15 protein-coding genes and 2 pseudogenes are annotated in these 17,111 nt (G+C 69.2%); 10 read left to right on the top strand and 7 right to left on the bottom strand.

Annotated features, from left to right (window positions below):
- Window positions 1-94: 94 nt before the first annotated feature.
- The 7 genes and pseudogenes from metE to ACWEKM_RS04160 all read left to right on the top strand — a co-directional run bounded on the left by metE (window position 95) and on the right by ACWEKM_RS04160 (window position 8,413).
- On the top strand, window positions 95-2,413 hold the full coding sequence (gene metE, locus ACWEKM_RS04190) for a 5-methyltetrahydropteroyltriglutamate--homocysteine S-methyltransferase (protein ID WP_451619609.1): 2,319 nt from the start codon (window positions 95-97) through the stop codon (window positions 2,411-2,413).
- Window positions 2,414-2,506: 93 nt separating this feature from the next.
- Window positions 2,507-4,093: an ABC transporter substrate-binding protein gene (locus tag ACWEKM_RS04185; RefSeq protein ID WP_451619608.1), complete on the top strand. Its 1,587-nt coding sequence runs from the start codon at window positions 2,507-2,509 to the stop codon at window positions 4,091-4,093.
- Between the two features lie 23 nt (window positions 4,094-4,116).
- Window positions 4,117-5,085: an ABC transporter permease gene (locus ACWEKM_RS04180; RefSeq protein WP_451619607.1), complete on the top strand. Its 969-nt coding sequence runs from the start codon at window positions 4,117-4,119 to the stop codon at window positions 5,083-5,085.
- A 16-nt stretch (window positions 5,086-5,101) separates the two neighbouring features.
- Window positions 5,102-5,980, top strand: a complete 879-nt coding sequence (locus ACWEKM_RS04175; protein WP_451619606.1) for an ABC transporter permease — start codon at window positions 5,102-5,104, stop codon at window positions 5,978-5,980.
- The gene (locus tag ACWEKM_RS04170; protein ID WP_451619605.1) at window positions 5,977-6,942 is read left to right on the top strand and encodes an ABC transporter ATP-binding protein; all 966 of its coding nucleotides are present in this window, start codon (window positions 5,977-5,979) and stop codon (window positions 6,940-6,942) included. The genes ACWEKM_RS04175 and ACWEKM_RS04170 overlap by 4 nt, the downstream gene beginning before the upstream one ends.
- On the top strand, window positions 6,935-7,612 hold the full coding sequence (locus tag ACWEKM_RS04165) for an ABC transporter ATP-binding protein (protein WP_451619604.1): 678 nt from the start codon (window positions 6,935-6,937) through the stop codon (window positions 7,610-7,612). Before ACWEKM_RS04170 ends, ACWEKM_RS04165 begins: the two co-directional genes overlap by 8 nt.
- 10 nt (window positions 7,613-7,622) lie before the next feature.
- A pseudogene (locus tag ACWEKM_RS04160) lies at window positions 7,623-8,413 on the top strand (sulfite exporter TauE/SafE family protein).
- A gap of 115 nt (window positions 8,414-8,528) precedes the next feature.
- On the opposite strand, the gene ACWEKM_RS04155 reads toward ACWEKM_RS04160, so the two are convergent.
- Complete coding sequence (locus tag ACWEKM_RS04155; protein ID WP_451619603.1) at window positions 8,529-9,176, bottom strand: superoxide dismutase; 648 nt, start codon at window positions 9,174-9,176, stop codon at window positions 8,529-8,531.
- A gap of 167 nt (window positions 9,177-9,343) precedes the next feature.
- On the opposite strand from ACWEKM_RS04155, the gene ACWEKM_RS04150 reads away from it, so the two are divergent.
- Window positions 9,344-9,790 carry a Fur family transcriptional regulator gene (locus tag ACWEKM_RS04150; protein ID WP_451619602.1) on the top strand — a complete coding sequence of 149 codons (447 nt, stop codon included), beginning with the start codon at window positions 9,344-9,346 and terminating at the stop codon, window positions 9,788-9,790.
- A gap of 50 nt (window positions 9,791-9,840) precedes the next feature.
- Here the strand turns inward: ACWEKM_RS04150 and ACWEKM_RS04145 are convergent, their stop codons facing one another.
- The 3 genes from ACWEKM_RS04145 to ACWEKM_RS04135 form a co-directional block, all read right to left on the bottom strand.
- Window positions 9,841-10,923, bottom strand: coding sequence for a HoxN/HupN/NixA family nickel/cobalt transporter (locus ACWEKM_RS04145; protein WP_451619601.1), 1,083 nt, complete (start codon window positions 10,921-10,923; stop codon window positions 9,841-9,843).
- 291 nt (window positions 10,924-11,214) lie between these two features.
- On the bottom strand, window positions 11,215-11,976 hold the full coding sequence (locus tag ACWEKM_RS04140; protein WP_451619600.1) for a hypothetical protein: 762 nt from the start codon (window positions 11,974-11,976) through the stop codon (window positions 11,215-11,217).
- A gap of 9 nt (window positions 11,977-11,985) precedes the next feature.
- Window positions 11,986-12,450 (bottom strand): MFS transporter, encoded by a 465-nt coding sequence (locus ACWEKM_RS04135; protein WP_451619599.1) that lies wholly within the window; start codon window positions 12,448-12,450, stop codon window positions 11,986-11,988.
- A gap of 332 nt (window positions 12,451-12,782) precedes the next feature.
- Here ACWEKM_RS04135 and ACWEKM_RS04130 point away from each other — a divergent pair, with 332 nt between their 5' ends.
- A complete protein-coding gene (locus ACWEKM_RS04130; RefSeq protein ID WP_451619708.1) occupies window positions 12,783-13,361 on the top strand; it encodes a GNAT family N-acetyltransferase in 579 nt (192 codons plus the stop codon).
- Window positions 13,362-13,466: 105 nt separating this feature from the next.
- Here ACWEKM_RS04130 and ACWEKM_RS04125 read toward each other — a convergent pair.
- From ACWEKM_RS04125 to ACWEKM_RS04115, 3 genes and pseudogenes are all read right to left on the bottom strand, one after another.
- Window positions 13,467-14,072 (bottom strand): annotated as a pseudogene (locus ACWEKM_RS04125) (Tn3 family transposase); the annotation flags it as partial.
- Window positions 14,073-14,325: 253 nt separating this feature from the next.
- On the bottom strand, window positions 14,326-14,634 hold the full coding sequence (locus ACWEKM_RS04120; RefSeq protein WP_451619598.1) for a DUF6300 family protein: 309 nt from the start codon (window positions 14,632-14,634) through the stop codon (window positions 14,326-14,328).
- A gap of 330 nt (window positions 14,635-14,964) precedes the next feature.
- Window positions 14,965-15,570, bottom strand: coding sequence for a TetR/AcrR family transcriptional regulator (locus ACWEKM_RS04115; RefSeq protein WP_451619597.1), 606 nt, complete (start codon window positions 15,568-15,570; stop codon window positions 14,965-14,967).
- 69 nt (window positions 15,571-15,639) lie between these two features.
- Here ACWEKM_RS04115 and ACWEKM_RS04110 point away from each other — a divergent pair, with 69 nt between their 5' ends.
- Window positions 15,640-16,533, top strand: coding sequence for an NADP-dependent oxidoreductase (locus ACWEKM_RS04110; protein WP_451619596.1), 894 nt, complete (start codon window positions 15,640-15,642; stop codon window positions 16,531-16,533).
- Window positions 16,534-17,111: the final 578 nt, after the last annotated feature.

Genomic DNA, 17,111 nt, shown 5'->3' with positions numbered 1-17,111 from the left:
GCATGTCGTGGCTCGTCCGGTCTGTCATCCCTTCGCGCTCGCGTTCCCCAGTCTCCGGGGTCGCTCTCGTCCAGAGCTCGCGAAGGAGAGTTTCGTGACAGCCAAGTCCGCAGCCGCGGCAGTACGGGCCACCGTCCACGGTTACCCCCGCCAGGGACCGAACCGGGAACTGAAGAAGGCGATCGAGGGCTACTGGAAGGGCCGCGTCAGCGCCGATGCCCTCCGGGAAACGGCCGCCGGCATCCGCCGCGCCAACTGGCAGCAACTGGCAGCCGCCGGCGTCCACGAGGTCCCGACCGGTGACTTCTCGTACTACGACCACGTCCTCGACACCAGCGTCATGGTCGGCGCGATCCCCGCGCGGCACCGCGCCGACGTCGACGCCGACGCCCTCGACGGATACTTCGCCATGGCCCGCGGCACCCAGGACACCGCCCCGCTGGAGATGACGAAGTGGTTCGACACCAACTACCACTACCTCGTACCGGAGCTGGGCCCGGACACCGTGTTCGCGGCCGACTCGACACGGCAGGTCAATGAGCTGAAGGAAGCCCTGGAGCTGAGCCTTTCAGCCAGGCCCGTCCTCGTCGGGCCCGTCACCTACCTGCTGCTCGCCAAGCCCGCCCCCGGCGCGCCCGCCGACTTCGATCCGCTGACCCTCCTCGACCGGCTGCTCCCGGTCTACGCCGAGGTGCTCGCTGATCTGCGGGCGGCCGGCGCCGAGTGGGTCCAGCTCGACGAGCCCGCCCTAGTCCAGGACCGCACCCCGGCCGAACTGAACGCCGCCGCGCGGACCTACCGCGACCTCGGCGCACTCGCCGACCGCCCGAAACTGCTGGTCGCCTCCTACTTCGACCGGCTCGGCGAGGCACTCCCCGTGCTGGCCAAGACCCCCGTCGAGGGGCTCGCCCTCGACTTCACCGGACCGGCAGCCGCCAACCTGGACGCCCTGGCCGCCGTCGGCGGACTGCCCGGCAAGCGCCTGGTCGCCGGAGTCGTCAACGGCCGCAACATCTGGGTCAACGACCTGTCCGCGTCCCTCGCCACGCTCGGCACTCTGCTCGGCCTGGCCGACCGGGTCGACGTCGCCGCCTCCTGCTCCCTCCTCCACGTCCCGCTCGACACGGCCGCCGACCGGGACATCGAATCGCAGATCCTGCGCTGGCTGGCCTTCGCGAGGCAGAAGACAACCGAGATCGTCACCCTCGCCAGGGGCCTCGCCCAGGGCACCGACATCATCGCCGCCGAACTGGCCGCCAACCGCGCCGATCTGGCCTCCCGCGCCAGGTCACCGATCACCCACGACCCTGCCGTCCGAACACGCGCGGCAGCCGTCACCACGTTCGACGCCCGACGCTCCTATCCGTACCGACAACGCGCTGCCGCCCAACGCGCCCACCTGAAGCTGCCATTGCTGCCCACGACGACCATCGGTTCCTTCCCGCAGACCGGCGAACTGCGCACCGCCCGCGCCGACCTGCGCGCGGGCCGGATCGACACGGCCGGCTACGAGGAACGCATCAGGACCGAGATCCAGGAGGTGATCGCCTTCCAGGAGAAGACGGGCCTCGACGTCCTCGTGCACGGCGAGGCCGAACGCAACGACATGGTCCAGCACTTCGCCGAGCAGCTCACCGGCTACGTCGCCACCCAGCACGGCTGGGTCCAGTCCTACGGCACCCGCTACGTCCGCCCGCCCATCCTGGCCGGCGACATCTCCCGCCCCGAGCCGATGACCGTGCGGTGGACGATGTACGCCCAGTCCCTCACCGACCGCCCCGTCAAGGGCATGCTCACCGGCCCGGTCACCATGCTCGCCTGGTCCTTCGTCCGCGACGACCAGGCCCTGGGCGAGACCGCCCGCCAGGTGGCCCTCGCCCTGCGCGACGAGGTGAATGACCTGGAGACGGCCGGGACGTCGGTCATCCAGGTCGACGAGCCCGCGCTGCGCGAGACCCTGCCGCTGCGGACCGCCGACCGCCCGGACTACCTGGCCTGGGCCACAGAGGCGTTCCGCCTCACCACCTCCGGCGTGCGGCCAGACACCCAGATCCACACGCACATGTGCTACGCCGAGTTCGGCGACATCGTCCAGGCCATCGACGACCTCGACGCCGACGTCATCAGCCTGGAAGCGGCCCGCTCGCACATGCAGGTCGCCCGGGAGCTGGCGGCGCACGGCTATCCGCGTGAGGCCGGGCCCGGCGTGTACGACATTCACTCCCCGCGCGTGCCGAGCACGCAGGAGGCCGCCGACCTGCTGCGCACCGGCCTCAAGGCCATTCCCGCCGAACGCCTGTGGGTCAACCCCGACTGCGGCCTGAAGACCCGTGGTTGGCCCGAGGTCCGAGATTCCCTCGAGCACCTGGTCGCAGCCGCGCGGGAGGTACGCCGGGAGCTGTCCACAGACTGATCACGGCGTCGGACTGTTCTCCAACCGATCCGGGTAGCCCTTATTGCAATTAACATGCAACAGCTTGAGATCATCAATAAGGGTGTGAGTTCCATGACGGTCCGACGGATACGGACAGCCGCCGCCACGGCGGCGATACTCACGGGTGTCGCCGCCTGCTCGGCCCCCGGCAGCAGCACAGGCAGCGGCGACGCAGCCGACTCCGTCGTGATCGGAGTGGCCTCCGAGCCGGACACGCTCAGTCCGTTGCTCGGGTACGGCAAGGACGGCAACTCGAAGATCTTCGACGGCCTGCTCGCCCGGGACGCCGGCCTGAAGCTGAGACCGGCACTGGCGAAGGCCCTGCCCGAGGTCGCCGCCAACGGCCTCACCTACACCTACACCCTGCGCGACGGCGTGACGTTCAGCGACGGCGAGCCACTGACCTCAGCCGACGTCGTCTTCACATACGACACGATCCTCGACGCCAAGACCAACAACACCAACCGCAGCGAACTGGACGCCATCAAGGACGTGCGGGCGGACGGCGACGACAAGGTGATCTTCACCCTCAAGTACCCCTACGCGCCCTTCGCAGGGCGCACGGTGCTGCCCATCGTCCCCGAGCACGTCGCGGGCAAGCAGGACCCCAACACCGGCTCCTTCAACACCAAGCCGATCGGCACCGGCCCCTACCTGCTCGCCTCCTGGAGCAAGGGCGAGAAGCTCACCTTCAAGGCAAACCCCGACTACTGGGGCGGTGCGCCGAAGGTGAAGAAGGTGACCATGGCGGTCATCGAGGACGACAACGTACGGGCCACCCGGCTGCGTTCCGGCGACCTCGACGGCGCGATCCTGCCGCCCAACCTCGCCGCCACCTTCAAGAACGACAAGGCGAAGAAGACGTACGACGCGAAGACGTACGACTTCCGCACGGTCACCCTTCCTCAGGAGAACAAGGTCACCGGCGACCGCGTCATCCGCCAGGCCCTGGACGCCGCCGTGGACCGGCAGGCCATGGTCGACAAGATCCTCGACGGCGCCGGACGCCCGGCGAACGGGCCTCTGCCCCTCGACGACCCCTGGTTCGCCAATGGCATCGAGCGCAAGCAGGACCTCACCAAGGCCAGGCAGATCCTGGACCAGGCGGGCTGGAAGAGCGACCAGGGCGGCATCCGCGCCAAGGACGGACTGCGAGCCTCGTTCACCCTCCTCTACCCCTCCGGCGACAAGGTCCGCCAGGACCACGCCCTCGCCTACGCCTCCGACGCCAAGAAGGCCGGCATCGAGGTGAAGGTGGAGAGCGCCACCTGGGAGGTCATCGAGCCGCGCATGAAGGACGACGCCGTCCTGGCCGGCTTCGGCAGCAACGGCGACCCCGACTACGGCCTCTACACGCTGCTGCACTCCTCGCTCGCCGGCGACGGCTTGAACAACATGGCCCGCTACGACGACCCGGTCGTGGACAAGGCCCTCGACACCGGCCGCCGCACCTCGGACCAGGCGACCCGCAAGGCAGCCTACGACCGCCTCCAGAGGGAGCTGGTGAAGAACCCCGGCTACACCTTCCTCACCCACATCGACCACGTGTACGTCCTCGCCGACCGCTGGACCGGTCTGACCACGCAGGTCGAGCCGCACGAGCACGGCTTCGCCTCCGGGCCGTGGTGGAACCTCGAAGCCTGGCAGCCGAAGAAGTGAGGCCCTCCCTTCCCTGGGGAGCGATGGCGCGACTGGCGGGGCGGCGGCTTCTGTTCGCCGCCCCGGTCCTGCTCGTCGTGACCTTCGGCGTCTTCGCGATCGCCGCCGCCTCCCCCTTCGACCCGGTCAAGGCGTACGCCGGCACAGCAGCCCTCGGCGCCGACGCGGAGACGCTGGCGCGGCTGCGGGAGAACCTGGGCGTGGACCAGCCGTTCGCCTCCCGCTGGTGGAACTGGCTGACCGCAGCCGTCACGGGCGATCTCGGGCAGTCCAGCGTGATGCGGCAGCCGGTTGCCCAGGTCATCGGTGAACGCCTCGTCTGGTCAACGCTGTTGTGCGCGGCGGCATTCGTCGTGGCCGTGCTGACGGGGACGGTGCTGGGCGTGCTGGCAGCCCGGCGCCCGGGATCGGTATTGGATCGAGCCGTGACCTCCCTGGCCTACTCGCTGGAGGCGGCGCCCGTCTTCTGGCTCGCCCTGCTGGCCGTCTGGCTGTTCGCCCTCCAGCTCGGCGTGCTCCCGGCCGGCGGTCTTACGGACACGGCCAGTGAGCAGGTCACGGCTGGGCAGGTGACAAGCCACCTCGTGCTGCCGGCCGGGGTGCTCGCCGTCTCCCAGCTGCCCTGGTTCACCCTGTACGTCCGCCAGGGCGTCGGCGACGCGCTCGCCGAGGACCCCGTACGCGGCGCCCGCGCGCGAGGCTTGAGCGAGCGTACCGTTCTGCTCGGCCACGCCCTGCGCTCCGGCCTGCTGCCGGTCCTCACCCTGGTCGGCTCCCGGGTGCCCGAACTCATCACCGGCGCGCTGCTGGTGGAGAGCGTCTTCAGCTGGCCCGGTATCGCGGCGGCCACCGTGGAGGCGGCCACCGCCGTCGACTTCCCGCTCCTCGCCGCCCTGACAACCTTGGCCACCGCCGCAGTGCTGGTCGGCAATCTCCTCGCCGACCTGCTCTACGGCCTCTTCGACGCGAGGGTGAAGTTCAGTGACATGTGAAGCCACCGGTGACGGGATGGGTGAGTCGCCGACCGAGCCCGTCTGGCGGTCGTACGGCACAAGCCACCGCTCCACCAGGACCGTACGCATCCGCGTCTCGGTGACCCTGGTCACCGCCACCGTCCTAGCCGTGCTCCTCGTCCCGCCGCTGGTGCAGCTCGACCAGCAGGCCGTCGACCTGTCCTCGAAGCTGCTCCTGCCGAGCTGGTCGCATCCCTTCGGCACCGACGACCTCGGCCGGGACCTGCTCCTGCGCTGTGTCTACGGCCTACGGGTGTCCCTGCTGGTCGGGGTGGCGGCGGCGCTCACGGCGACCGTGATCGGCACGGCCGTCGGGGCGAGTGCCGGCGCGCTGGGCGGCTGGGCCGACCGGGGGCTCATGCGGGTCATCGACACCGTCTCCTCCGTGCCGCACCTGCTGCTGGGCATCTTCATCGTGGCCATGTTCCGGCCCGGCGTGTGGCCGGTGGTCGTGTCCGTCGCGCTCACCCACTGGCTGTCCACCGCCCGGATCGTGCGCGCCGAGGTACTGTCCCTGCGGGCGCGGCCGTACATCGACGCCGCCGTCTCCGGGGGCGCCTCCCGGTGGCGGGTGACGGTACGGCACCTGCTGCCCGCCGTACTGCCGCGGGCCGCGCTCGCCGCCGTCCTGATGGTGCCGCACGCCATGTGGCACGAGTCGGCGCTGTCCTTCCTCGGCCTCGGACTGCCCACCCACCTGGCCAGCCTCGGCAACCTCATCCAGGGCGCCCGGGGCTCGCTGCTGGCCGGGCAGTGGTGGCCGACCCTCTTCCCGGGCCTGTTCATCATTGTGCCCACGCTCGCCATTGCCGGGCTCGCGGGAGCCTGGCGGGAGCGGATCAACCCGCGCCGCCGATCGGAGCTGATGCTGTGACCGATCCAACCCCGGTCCTCTCGGTACGCGGGCTGTCCGTGCGCTTCCTCATGCCGGGTGGGCGGCGGATCGCCGCCGTCACCGACGCGCACTTCGACGTCGCGGCCGGCGAGTGCCTCGCCCTAATCGGCGAGAGCGGCTGCGGCAAGTCGGTCCTCGCCTCCGCCCTCCTCGGCCTGCTGCCCGCCAACGCCCAGGCCGCGGGCGAGGCCCGCCTCGGCGACCTCGACCTGATCGCCGCCGACGAACGGACCCTCGCCCGCACAGTACGCGGCCGTCTGATCGGCCTCATCCCGCAGAGCCCCGCCGCGCACCTCGCCCCCGTACGCACGGTCCGTTCGCAACTGGAGGAAACGGTCCGCGCGTTGACCGACGTACGAGGGCGGGTGGCCGTACGGCAGGCGGCCGAGGCCGCCGCCGAACGTGCCGCCTTCCCCGCCGGCCACCTCGACCGCCACCCGCACGAACTCTCCGGCGGCCTCGCCCAGCGGGCCGCCACCGCCCTCGCCCTCGTCGGCGACGCACCCCTGCTGCTGGCCGACGAACCCACCACCGGCCTCGACCGCGACCTGGTCGACCACACCGTCGACGAACTGCGCCGCCACGTCGACACCGGCCGACGCGCCCTGCTCGTCATCACCCACGACCTCGCCGCCGCCGAACGCATCGCCGACCGCGTGGCCGTGATGTACGCGGGCCGAATCGTCGAACTCACCGACGCGAAAGCTTTCTTCGGCACTCCAGGCCCCCGCCATCCCTACAGCCGCGGCCTCCTCCAGGCCCTCCCCGACCGCGCCTTCACCCCGATCCCCGGCATGCCGCCCGAACTCGGCGCCCTCCCCGAGGGCTGCGCCTTCGCCCCCCGCTGCGAACGCGCCACCGACACCTGCACCGCACTTCCCCAGCCAGCCGACGGCATCGCCTGCCACCACCCGCACATACCGGAGGACCTCCGTGCTTGAACTGCACGACATCACCGCCGGATATGACAAGAACGCCCCCGTAGTCCGCAACGCCACCCTGGCCATCGCCCCCGGCGAGGCTGTCGGCCTGCTGGGCCCCAGCGGCTGCGGTAAGTCCACCCTCGCCCGGGTTGCAGCTCTGCTGCACCGCCCCGAGGCCGGCACGGTGACGCTCGACGGCGAACCCGTACGAGGCTGGCGCCACCGCGCTCCACGCGCCCAGCGCACCGCCTTCGGCGTCGTCTTCCAGCAACCCCGCCTCTCCGCCGACCCCCGGCTACGGCTCACCGACCTGATCGCCGAGCCCCTGCGCGCAGGCGGCCGCACCGCCGAGATCCATGACCGCCTAGCCGAATTGGCGCCCGCTGTCGGTCTCACCCCCGACCTCCTGGACCGCCGCCCACACGAGGTCAGCGACGGCCAGCTCCAACGCGCCTGCCTGGCCCGCGCCCTGATCCTGCGCCCTCGCTGGCTGATCTGCGACGAGATGACCGCGATGCTCGACGCCTCCACCGCCGCCGTGCTGGTGGCGGCCGTCGAGGACTACCGCGCCGCCACCGGCGCCGGAATGATCGCTGTCGGCCACGACCAAATGCTCCTGGACCGCTGGTGCGACCGCACCGTCCACTGGGACAGCCTCGCCGCGATGCCGGACCAAGTGCTCGTGTGAAACTGAGCGGATGTTCGAACACGCGGGTTGGTCAGAGTTCTTCGGGCTAATCGCGGGGCTGCTGATAGCGCTGTTCACCGCCCCCGTAGGGGTGTCCGGCGCGGTGTTTCTGCTGCCCGTGCAGCTGAGCGTGCTCGCCGTTCCCAGCCCCTCGGTCACCCCGACCAACCTGCTGTTCAACGTCGTCGCCGGGCCCGGGGCCCTGCTACGCCATCACCGTGACGGGCGCCTGCTGAGCCCGCTCGCCCGGCTGTTGGTGGCCGGCACACTGCCGGGCGTGGTGATCGGCGCCGGCATCCGAGTGTTCGCCGTGCCCGGACCGACCGTCTTCCGTCTCCTCGTGGCCTTGCTGCTGACACCCCTCGGGCTCTGGCTCATCACCCGCACCCTGAGCCCCGACAAGGAAGCCAGCCCGCTACCGCCTTCTCGGCGCACGGTCACCGGACTCGCCCTGGCGGTCGGCATCATCGGCGGCGTCTACGGGATCGGCGGCGGTTCCCTCCTCGGCCCGGTCCTTGCCGGCCGCGGCGTACCAATGGCGCAGGTGGCTCCAGCTGCGCTCGCCTCAACCTTCGCAACCTCCCTGGTCGGCGCGGGGACGTTCTCGCTGCTGTCCCTGACCGGCTCGGGCGACATCGCCCCCGACTGGTCGCTCGGCCTGTCCTGCGGAGTCGGCGGACTCATCGGCGGCTACCTCGGCGCCCGCCTCCAGCCCCGGCTGCCCGAGATCGCCCTCCGCCTCCTGCTCGGCTTCCTCGCCGCCGCCCTGGGGGGATGTACGCCGTCCAGTCCCTGAACTGAACAGAAAGGCTCCCGCAAGTATCGGACCTGCAGGAGCCTCCCTTGTACCGCCTGCCTAAGCGAAGGTTGAGAAGACGATCACGAGGCAGGACGCTTCATGCGGCAGCCAACGCCCTCAGGGTGCGAGCAGCAGCACGTCCGCGCGGGACTTCGCGGCCTCGTATCGGCGGGCCACATCCTGCCAGTTGACGACGGCCCACATCGCGTCGATGAAGTCGACCTTCTGGTTCTTGTACTGCAGGTAGAAGGCGTGCTCCCAGGCGTCGAAGACCAGGACCGGCACAGAACCCTGACCGACGTTGCCCTGGTGGTCGTAGACCTGCTCGACGACGAGACGGCCGCTGAGGGGCTCGTAGGCCAGGACGCCCCAGCCCGAACCCTGGGTGGTCGCGGCGGCCTTGGTGAGCTGCGCCTTGAACCCGGCGAACGACCCGAAGGACTCGGTGATCGCGTCGGCGAGGTCACCCACGCCGTCGGCGGCCAGGGGCTCGCCGCCGCCGTCATTCGGACCGGTCATGTTCTGCCAGTAGATGCTGTGCAGGATGTGGCCGGACAGGTGGAAGGCCAGGTTCTTCTCCAGGCCGTTGATCGAGCCCCAGGTCTCCTTGTCCCGCGCCTCCGCCAGCTGCTCCAACGTGTCGTTGGCGCCTTTGACGTAGGCGGCGTGGTGCTTGTCGTGGTGCAGCTCGATGATCTCGGGGCTGATGACCGGAGCGAGCGCCGAGTATTCGTACGGAAGTTCCGGGAGCGTGTACACCGGCATGTCCAACGTCCTCCGACATAATTGCGAATAATATGCAGTTGCACGCTAGCAGCAAGAAGTGCTTCTGCCGATCAGGCATTGGACCTAGGACTCGGGGCCGTGTCGGGGCAGTTGCAACCAAGTCTTTGCCGATGGGTAACGGTCGCGGGAGGGAGTGGAGACTGAGGGTGGTCCAGCAGCGGGCGCATGACGTGGCGACAGCGCGGTCGGAGGCCCGCGCGAGGCTGAAGCGGCACGGGTTGCGCTGCACTCCGGGCCGGCTTGGTTTGCTGGCGCTGCTGTCCTCGTCGGAGCGCCATCTCTCCCTGGCCGAAGCCTTCGAGGAACTGGTCCAGTCCGGGCATGCCGTGAACCCCACCACCGTCTACCGCGCGCTGGATGCGCTGACGGCCGTGGGCCTCACCCACGCGGTCCACGGTCCCGGGCCGGCGCGGTACGGCGTCACGGGAGAACCACACCACCACACCGTGTGCCGGGAGTGCGGCAGCGTCGCGGGCCTCGCGAACCAGCACTTGTCCGAGGTGGTGGGCAAGATCGGGGAGCTGACGGGTCTGCGGCCCGACTCCGAGGGGGCGCTACTCATCTACGGGCGGGGCACTAGCTGCAATACCTGACCGGCAGAGAGCATGGGGGCTGCCCTGGCGGGACGCCGCCACAGGCTGCCCTACTCGGCGGCCTGCTCTGCCGTCGCGGGCTGGGCCAGGCCCGCGGTCCACTTCTCCTCGATCCGGCCGACCTTCCACACCAGCAGGGCCACGGCCCAGGTGGCGAAGAACAGGCCGACGATGACGTACCCGATGATGTTCAGGTCCAGGCTGGAAACCCAGTCCCAGAACGGGCCGTGCAGGTCCGCCTTCTCGGCGATCAGGCCCAGCAGTTCGACCGTGCCGATGATGAGGGCGACGGCGACGGACAGGCCGGTGATGGTGAGGTTGTAGTAGACCTTGCGGACCGGCTTGGAGAAGGCCCAGCCGTAGGCGAAGTTCATGAACGAGCCGTCGATGGTGTCCAGCAGGGACATGCCTGCTGCGAAGAGGACCGGCAGGCACAGGATCGCGTACCAGGGCAGGCCGGAGGCCGCGCCCGAGCCAGCCAGGACAAGCAGGGCGATCTCGGTGGCGGTGTCGAAGCCGAGTCCGAAGAGCAGGCCCAGGGGGTACATCTGCCAGGGCTTGGTGATCGACTTCATCAGGCGGCCCAGGAGACGGTTCATGAAGCCGCGGTTGTTGAGCTGCTCCTCCAGGGCGGCCTCGTCGAAGTGGCCGGAACGCATTTGCCGGAAGACCTTCCAGATCCCGACCATGATCAGCAGGTTGATGATCGCGATGACGTAGAGGAAGGTGCCGGAGACGGTCGTGCCGATCCAGCCGGTGACGCTGTGCAGTTCGGAGTCGTCGTTCTCGACGGGGCCGGCCAGTTCCTTCACGCCCAGGGAGAGCAGGAATGCGAGCGCGAAGACGATCGAGGAGTGGCCGAGGGAGAACCAGAAGCCGACCGACAGCGGCCGCTGGCCCTCGTTCATCAGTTTCCGGGTGGTGTTGTCGATCGCGGCGATGTGGTCGGCGTCGAAGGCGTGCCGCATGCCCAGGGTGTACGCGGTGATGCCGATACCGATGCCGAAGGTCTTGGTGCCCAGGCTGTAGTGCTCGGGCGCGACGACCGCGACCAGAGTGAACCAGCCGATGACGTGCAGCGCCAGGATGAAGGCGGCCATCCCGCCGACACTGGCCCACTCCTTGCGGGTCATCGACGTGCGGATGCGGTGCCACGAGAATCCGCGGCCCGCGCCGGTGGCGGCGGGGCGGGGGAAGCGGATCCGGGAGCGGTGGTCATGGGGACGAGGGCCTTACTGCTCGGCGATCGGCTGGTTTCAGCCGCGCCTTCCAGGTTTCTGCGAGTCAGTTGCAATTACAAGATAGATGCGGTAAAGCCCCGGTCGGCATTCGGCCAGCGGCGCGGAAAGGCGCCAGGTCAAGCTGCTCGCACTTCGAAGCCGTTAGGCCACGGGCACGGCACTTGAGCTGTTACTGCGGGTTGGTCAGACCGTTGACGACTTCTCGGGAGGAGCAGACTGCGTCTGCCGACCGTGCTGATGGTGTTGCGCCCAGCGGACGGCGGGCGGTGCCGCCAGGCCTGTCAGGGCGAACATGGCTCCCACGGCGTACCAACCGGGGCGGCCCCAGGTGATGCAGAGCGCGATGAGCAGACCTGGACCGAGAGCCTCGGCGAGTCCGGCACCCAGGCCGAAGACGCCCAGGTACTGGCCGGTGGCGTGCCGCGGGGCGAGGGCGAAGGAGATCTCGAAGCCGGCGGCGGAGTGCCAGAGTTCGCCGACGGTGTGGATCACCACGGCGGCCAGGAGCAGCGTGGCGGCGGCCCACGCCGGTATGCCCGCCGACAGCGAGATCAGCGAGCAGGCGACGAGAAAGGCCACGCCTGCCCGGCGGTAGGCGCTTGCGCCGACTGCGGGGGAGTCGACATGGCGGCTGGCCCTGACCTGGAAGGCGACGACGATGACGGTGCCGGTGAGCATGGTGCCCGAGATGAGCCAGTGAGGGGCCGTGGTGGCACCCACCAGCCAGAGCGGGATGGCCACGGTGAGCGCCTTGAACTGGATGGCCATGACGCCGTCGAGAGCGGTCAGCAGCAGATAGGGCCCGTCTCGTAAGGCGCTCCAGCGAGGACCCCCGTTGCCCGGGATGGGGGCGACCGGCGGAAGGAAGACGAGGAGCGCCGCGGAGACGGCGAAGGCGATGGCGTTGCCGACAGCCATCAGCTGGTAGGCGGTCAGCGTCCCCACCTGGACGACTCAGCCGGCCAGTACGGCTCCGAAGGAAATGCCAACGTTGGTCACGGCGCGGAGGTAGGCCCGGAACTCCTGCGGCCGGTCGCCTCCGAAGTGCCGTATGAGCGGGGAACGGGCGGCGATTCCGGCCGCCTTCGCCCCCGCAGCCGCGCAGACCACGACCACGAACGGCCAGAAGCTCTCGATCGGCACGAAACCGGCCATGGCCAGCGCCTGGACGACCAGGGTGAGCGCGTAGACGCCGCGCGCTCCGTACCGGTCCGCCAGGTGACCGACCGCGACACCGAGGGCCAGCGCGACGCTCCCGGCGATGCCGAGCCCGATTCCCACCCGGTTCGCCGGGAGGTGGACGGCCTCGGTGAAGTACAGCACCCCGGCAGTCAGATAGAGCCCGCTGCCGACGGTGTAGACGAAGTTGGAGACGGCGAGGACGCGCTGTGGTCCTGCCTCAGGCAGCAGACGGTGCATGGCGGGGCTCCACGTCACGGGTGGGTGGGACGCCCCATCGATGAAGGTGGATGCGGGGCGCTGTCCATGGGACGGACGCTGTCAGGCGGAACAGCACCCCACATCCGGTACGGGATGGCGGCACGGATCGGTGTCCGGGCCTCCGGTCCTCCTCCAGAGCAGTGGATCAGCTCTCGTGCACCGGGGTACACATCCGAGGATGCTTATTGCACACTACTCGCAATAACAAAAGTTTGGCTACAAGGAGCGGGTGTGGACTCTCCCATGACTCTCGGCATCACCTCATGCGCAGTCCTGCGCCCGGCGGCGAGCACATCGGCAGGTGCCGCCTGATGGCACCGGACATCCGCGTCTTCCACGGCAAGGACCTGCTGGAGCACACGGAGCCCCTGCACTCCGTCTACGTAGAAGCCTTCTGTGCCCCACCCTGGAACGAGGACGAGGAGCAGGCGGTCGAGTTCGTCGGCAGGCTGGTGGCCAACGTCCGGCGTCCCGGCTTCACCGCAGCGCTCGCCTTCGCCGGGGCGGATGTCATCGGCTTCGCCACCGCCTGGACGACCGTGGCCCCCTTCCCCACCGACCGCTGCTATCCGCAGGCCGCCGCCGGCCTGGGGCCGGAGCGCACGGTGAAGTGGCTGTGCGGCGCCTGCGAGATCGACGAACTCGCCGTCCGCCCGGCCGCCCACGGCACGGGCCTGGCCGCCCAACTACTGGAAGCGGTCACCCAGGACGCCCCCGAAGGCCGCTCCTGGCTGCTCACGTCCGTCCGCTCGCCGCGCGCCGTCGCCTTCTACCGCCGACAGGGCTGGACCCAGGCCACGCACCCCTCGCCCGAGGGAACGGGCATCGTCGTCTTCCTCAGTCCGCGCCACCCGGCGCGCGCTCTCGCCGCCCTCCCGCTCTGCCAGTAGGGGGGTATTCGAGCTGTTCATGCTGGCCAACGGCTCCGGGATGATGTCCAATCGAAGGAGTGAACTTCTGCCAGTAACTGCGAACGAACCCGTCGGCACTCCACTTTCCTCCATCCCGTCCCGGTACGCCTGATGTATGGTGCCGCGCTTGCCGTGACACACGTCCCTCGCGAGTTTGTGGCGGGATTCCTGGACGGTGAGCTGCCGGTTCATCTGACGGCGGTAGGTCGTCGACGGGGTCGACCACGCGCAGCAGGTGCTCGGTCTTGGCGATCCGCCCGTACTCGGCGAAGGCCGGTCCCAGCGGGGTGGGGCGCCCGTCGCGGCCGAACATGCGTGTCAAGTCGTAGGCGCGGACCTGGTTGGTGACCAGGGAACCGGCGACCTTCAGCATGTCCGGCCAGTGCGTGAGTACCTTGTTCAGGTTCACACGGTTGCGGGTCAGGTTCTCCAACGTGTCGTACGTGCCCGCCTCGACGCCGGGCATCGTGGCCCGCCGGAACCGCTGGTCGTCCAGGTCGCGGAACCGCGGGCTGAAGCTGTAGCCCAAGATCTTGAACAGCCTGAACACCATGTCGGAGTACGAGGCGTTGTCGGTCGCCACCATCTCCGGCTTCACTCCGCCGTCCAGGTTCAGCAGCGCGTCCAGGATGTGCAGGGAGTCACGCGGGGGCGCGGGGTGCCCGGGACGACCATCTGCCCGATGCCCGCGATGCTCCTCAAGGCCGTAGGCCATCGGGTCCTGCGCAGAGCGTCGCGGATCACTCAGTTGCCATCAGCGACGCCCCAACCAGCGATAGCACCACAGCTGTTGCACTAGCCAGAGTTCGACCACGAGTGGCTGAGCTGCACAAACCGAGGTGCACACCACTACGACAGCCTCACTCCCCGAGAGAAGTCGGGAAAGTCGTACGCCACGGCCCAACAGTAGTTCGATCCGGCGGCCGCGCCGCCGACCGGCGGCTCAGGCCTGGTCGGGCGGCGTCTGCTGCCAGTACCAGCCGTGCGCGGCCATGCACTCCTTCGTCCACTCCATCAGCAGGTGGGCACCCTCCTGCACGCGGCTCGCGTCATGACCGCCGTCGTTCGCGAACCACCGGACGAGAAGGCCGGCCGCCGGGCGGTCGACGTCGCCGGTGTCGCAGGCCGGGAACAGCTCCAGATGGATGGGTCGCCCGTGTTCGTCGTCCTGCGGCGCCACAGCGCTCATGATGAGATCGCCCCGGCAGCGTGAACACTGCGGCAGTCGGTCGGAGAACCTGAGCAGTTCCATGGCCAGCCCTCTTGCTCTGGACGTGGCCCTCCACCCAAACCCCGCTGACCTGCGCCGTCAACCCTGTGACGACGATCGATAGATGGTCTCGCAACGTTCAGTAGCCGGTGGTCAGCAGCTTGCGAAGAAGGGTTGTTGGCCCCGATGGCGGACGACAGGTGGCCCCGAAGCGCATCGGCTGGTCCTGCTCATGGGGGCCGGTCGCAGCCCGACCGCCGGTAAGGCTATGCGGCCACGGTTACCGGTCAGAACGGTCAAGGCCGGCTCGCCCGCTGATCTGCTCTGTGGCTGGGGTTCGGCGAAACGGCGCGGGGCAGGGTCGAGTCCTGACTACGGTCTGGCCGTGCCGGTGGAGTTTCCGGAGGGACAGGTGACGGCCCAGGCCGCCTCGATCATCTGAAAGATCTCGCCCACCGCAGCCTGCGGATCGGTCGCCTCACGGGCCAGCGAATAGGCATCGATCACGAACCTCGCGATCGCCCGGGAGGCCGTTGGGGTCCCTGACAGGTCGGGATCGGCAGCGATGGCCGTTGCCAGCGACTCCGCGTGGCGCAGCCGCATCGACTCTTCGTACTCCCGCAGGGCGGGTGATGCGTCGATCATGCGCCAGATTGGGGCGGCGCTGTCCGCCGTACAGTGCCGCACCAAGGCCTGGATCTCGCGGCGCAGCGCGGGGATGAGCGGCTCGTGCGGCGCCCGGTCGGTGACCGCCCGCGTGAGGCGCTGCTCGAAGTCTTCGTCCTGCTCGAATACCAGGGCCTCTTTCGAGGCGAAGTGGGAGAAGAGCGTGGTGACGGCCACGTCGGCCTCGGCGGCCACGTCACGGATGCCCACCGCGTCGTACCCGCGCTCCAGGAAGAGCCGCAGGGCGGCGTCAGCGATCTTCTGGCGGGTCGCGGCCTTCTTGCGCTCACGACGTCCGGTCGGCACGGTCATGCTCTCACGCTATCAGGTACAAATCCATAACGGATTCAAAATCCTAACCGTTAGTGTTACGGTCGCCGGATGAAGAAGGTGAGCTTCGCCGAGTTCGGCGGTCCGGACGTTCTGCAACTCATAGATGCCGAGGATCCCCACGCGGGCCCCGGCCAGATACGCATCGCCGTACGGGCGGCAGGCGTGAACCCCGTCGACTGGAGGCTCCGTGAAGGCCAGGTCCTGGGGGCCCATCCGATCGAGTTGCCCGCCGGAGTCGGGCTGGACGCCGCCGGGGTGGTGGACGAGGTCGGTGAAGGCGTCGAAGGGGTCGAGGTCGGCGACCGCGTCTTCGGCGAAGGCGCGAGCACGTATGCCGAGTTCGCCGTGCTGTCGGCCTGGGCCCGTATGCCCGAGGGCCTGACGTTCGAAGAGGCGGCCGGCTACCCCTCCGTGGTGGAGACCGCGCTGCGCATCATCCGCGAGGTCGGTGTGCGGTCCGGGCAGACGCTGCTGGTCAGCGGCGCGTCCGGGGGAGTCGGATCGGCGGTGCTGCAGATTGCCCGCGACCGCGGCATCACGGCGATCGGGACCGCTGGGGCAGCGAACCAGGACTATCTGCGCAGCCTGGGCGCCCTCGCCACGACATACGGCGAGGGCTGGGTCGAGCGGGTGCGGCAGCTCGGCCATGTCGACACAGCCCTCGACCTGGCCGGCTCGGGCGTGATCCGCGAGCTCGTCGAACTGACCGGGGACCCGCAGAAGGTGGTCTCCATCGCCGATCTCGGTGCGCCGGAGTTCGGTGTCCGATTCTCTGGCGTGGCCGGGAGCATGCCGGAAGCGCTCGCCGAAGCCGTCGGCCTCATCTCGCGGGGAAAGCTCCACATCCCGGTCGAGAAGTCGTACACGCTCGCCGAGGCCGCGGCGGCGCACATCGACAGCCAAGCCGGTCACACACGCGGGCGCCGGGTCCTGGTTATCTGAAAACCGGCTGCGCGTCGTCCTCAAGCAGAAATTGAGGACGACGCCGGCCAGGATCCCGCTACTCGATCGGAAGACACCGGGCCCAAGTCGCAGCGGGGCCAACAACCGATCGGAAGGGCCAACTATCGGTCGACGTCACACAACCCCTGGTGACGACGCAGCCTTGTTGGCAAATAGGGGCGGGGGTTTTCGCTGGTCCAAAGGTTGTGTCGCTGCGTAGTTGGCAGGGTTGCGGCAGGTTGGTTGGCAAGCCGTCATCACGGGCTGTGATCTGGCTGCTCAAGGACCTTGCTGACGTGGACCGGCAGGAGGTCTTTCAGGTGCATGTAGAAGGGGTGCTCCGGTCGTGCGAGCTCGAGTACGGAGATTACTGAGGCGTCGGTTGCGGCGTGCTCGTCCTTCGGCGCTGTGGGTGGCTTGATGCCGGGGGCCAGCCGCCACTCACTGCCTGTGAGGCGGGACCAGATCAGGGGTTAGCCCTTGATCGGGGACACCCTGATCATTGGATCGTGAGGATCCGAAGAACAGGAGTTCCCGTTGGGGACGTCGAAGTACTCGCCTGAGTTCCGGGCTGATGC

The organism is Streptomyces sp. NPDC004752 (assembly GCF_053601275.1).
The sequence above is the reverse complement of the archived record's forward strand: the minus strand, read 5'-3'. Positions and strand labels throughout refer to the sequence as shown.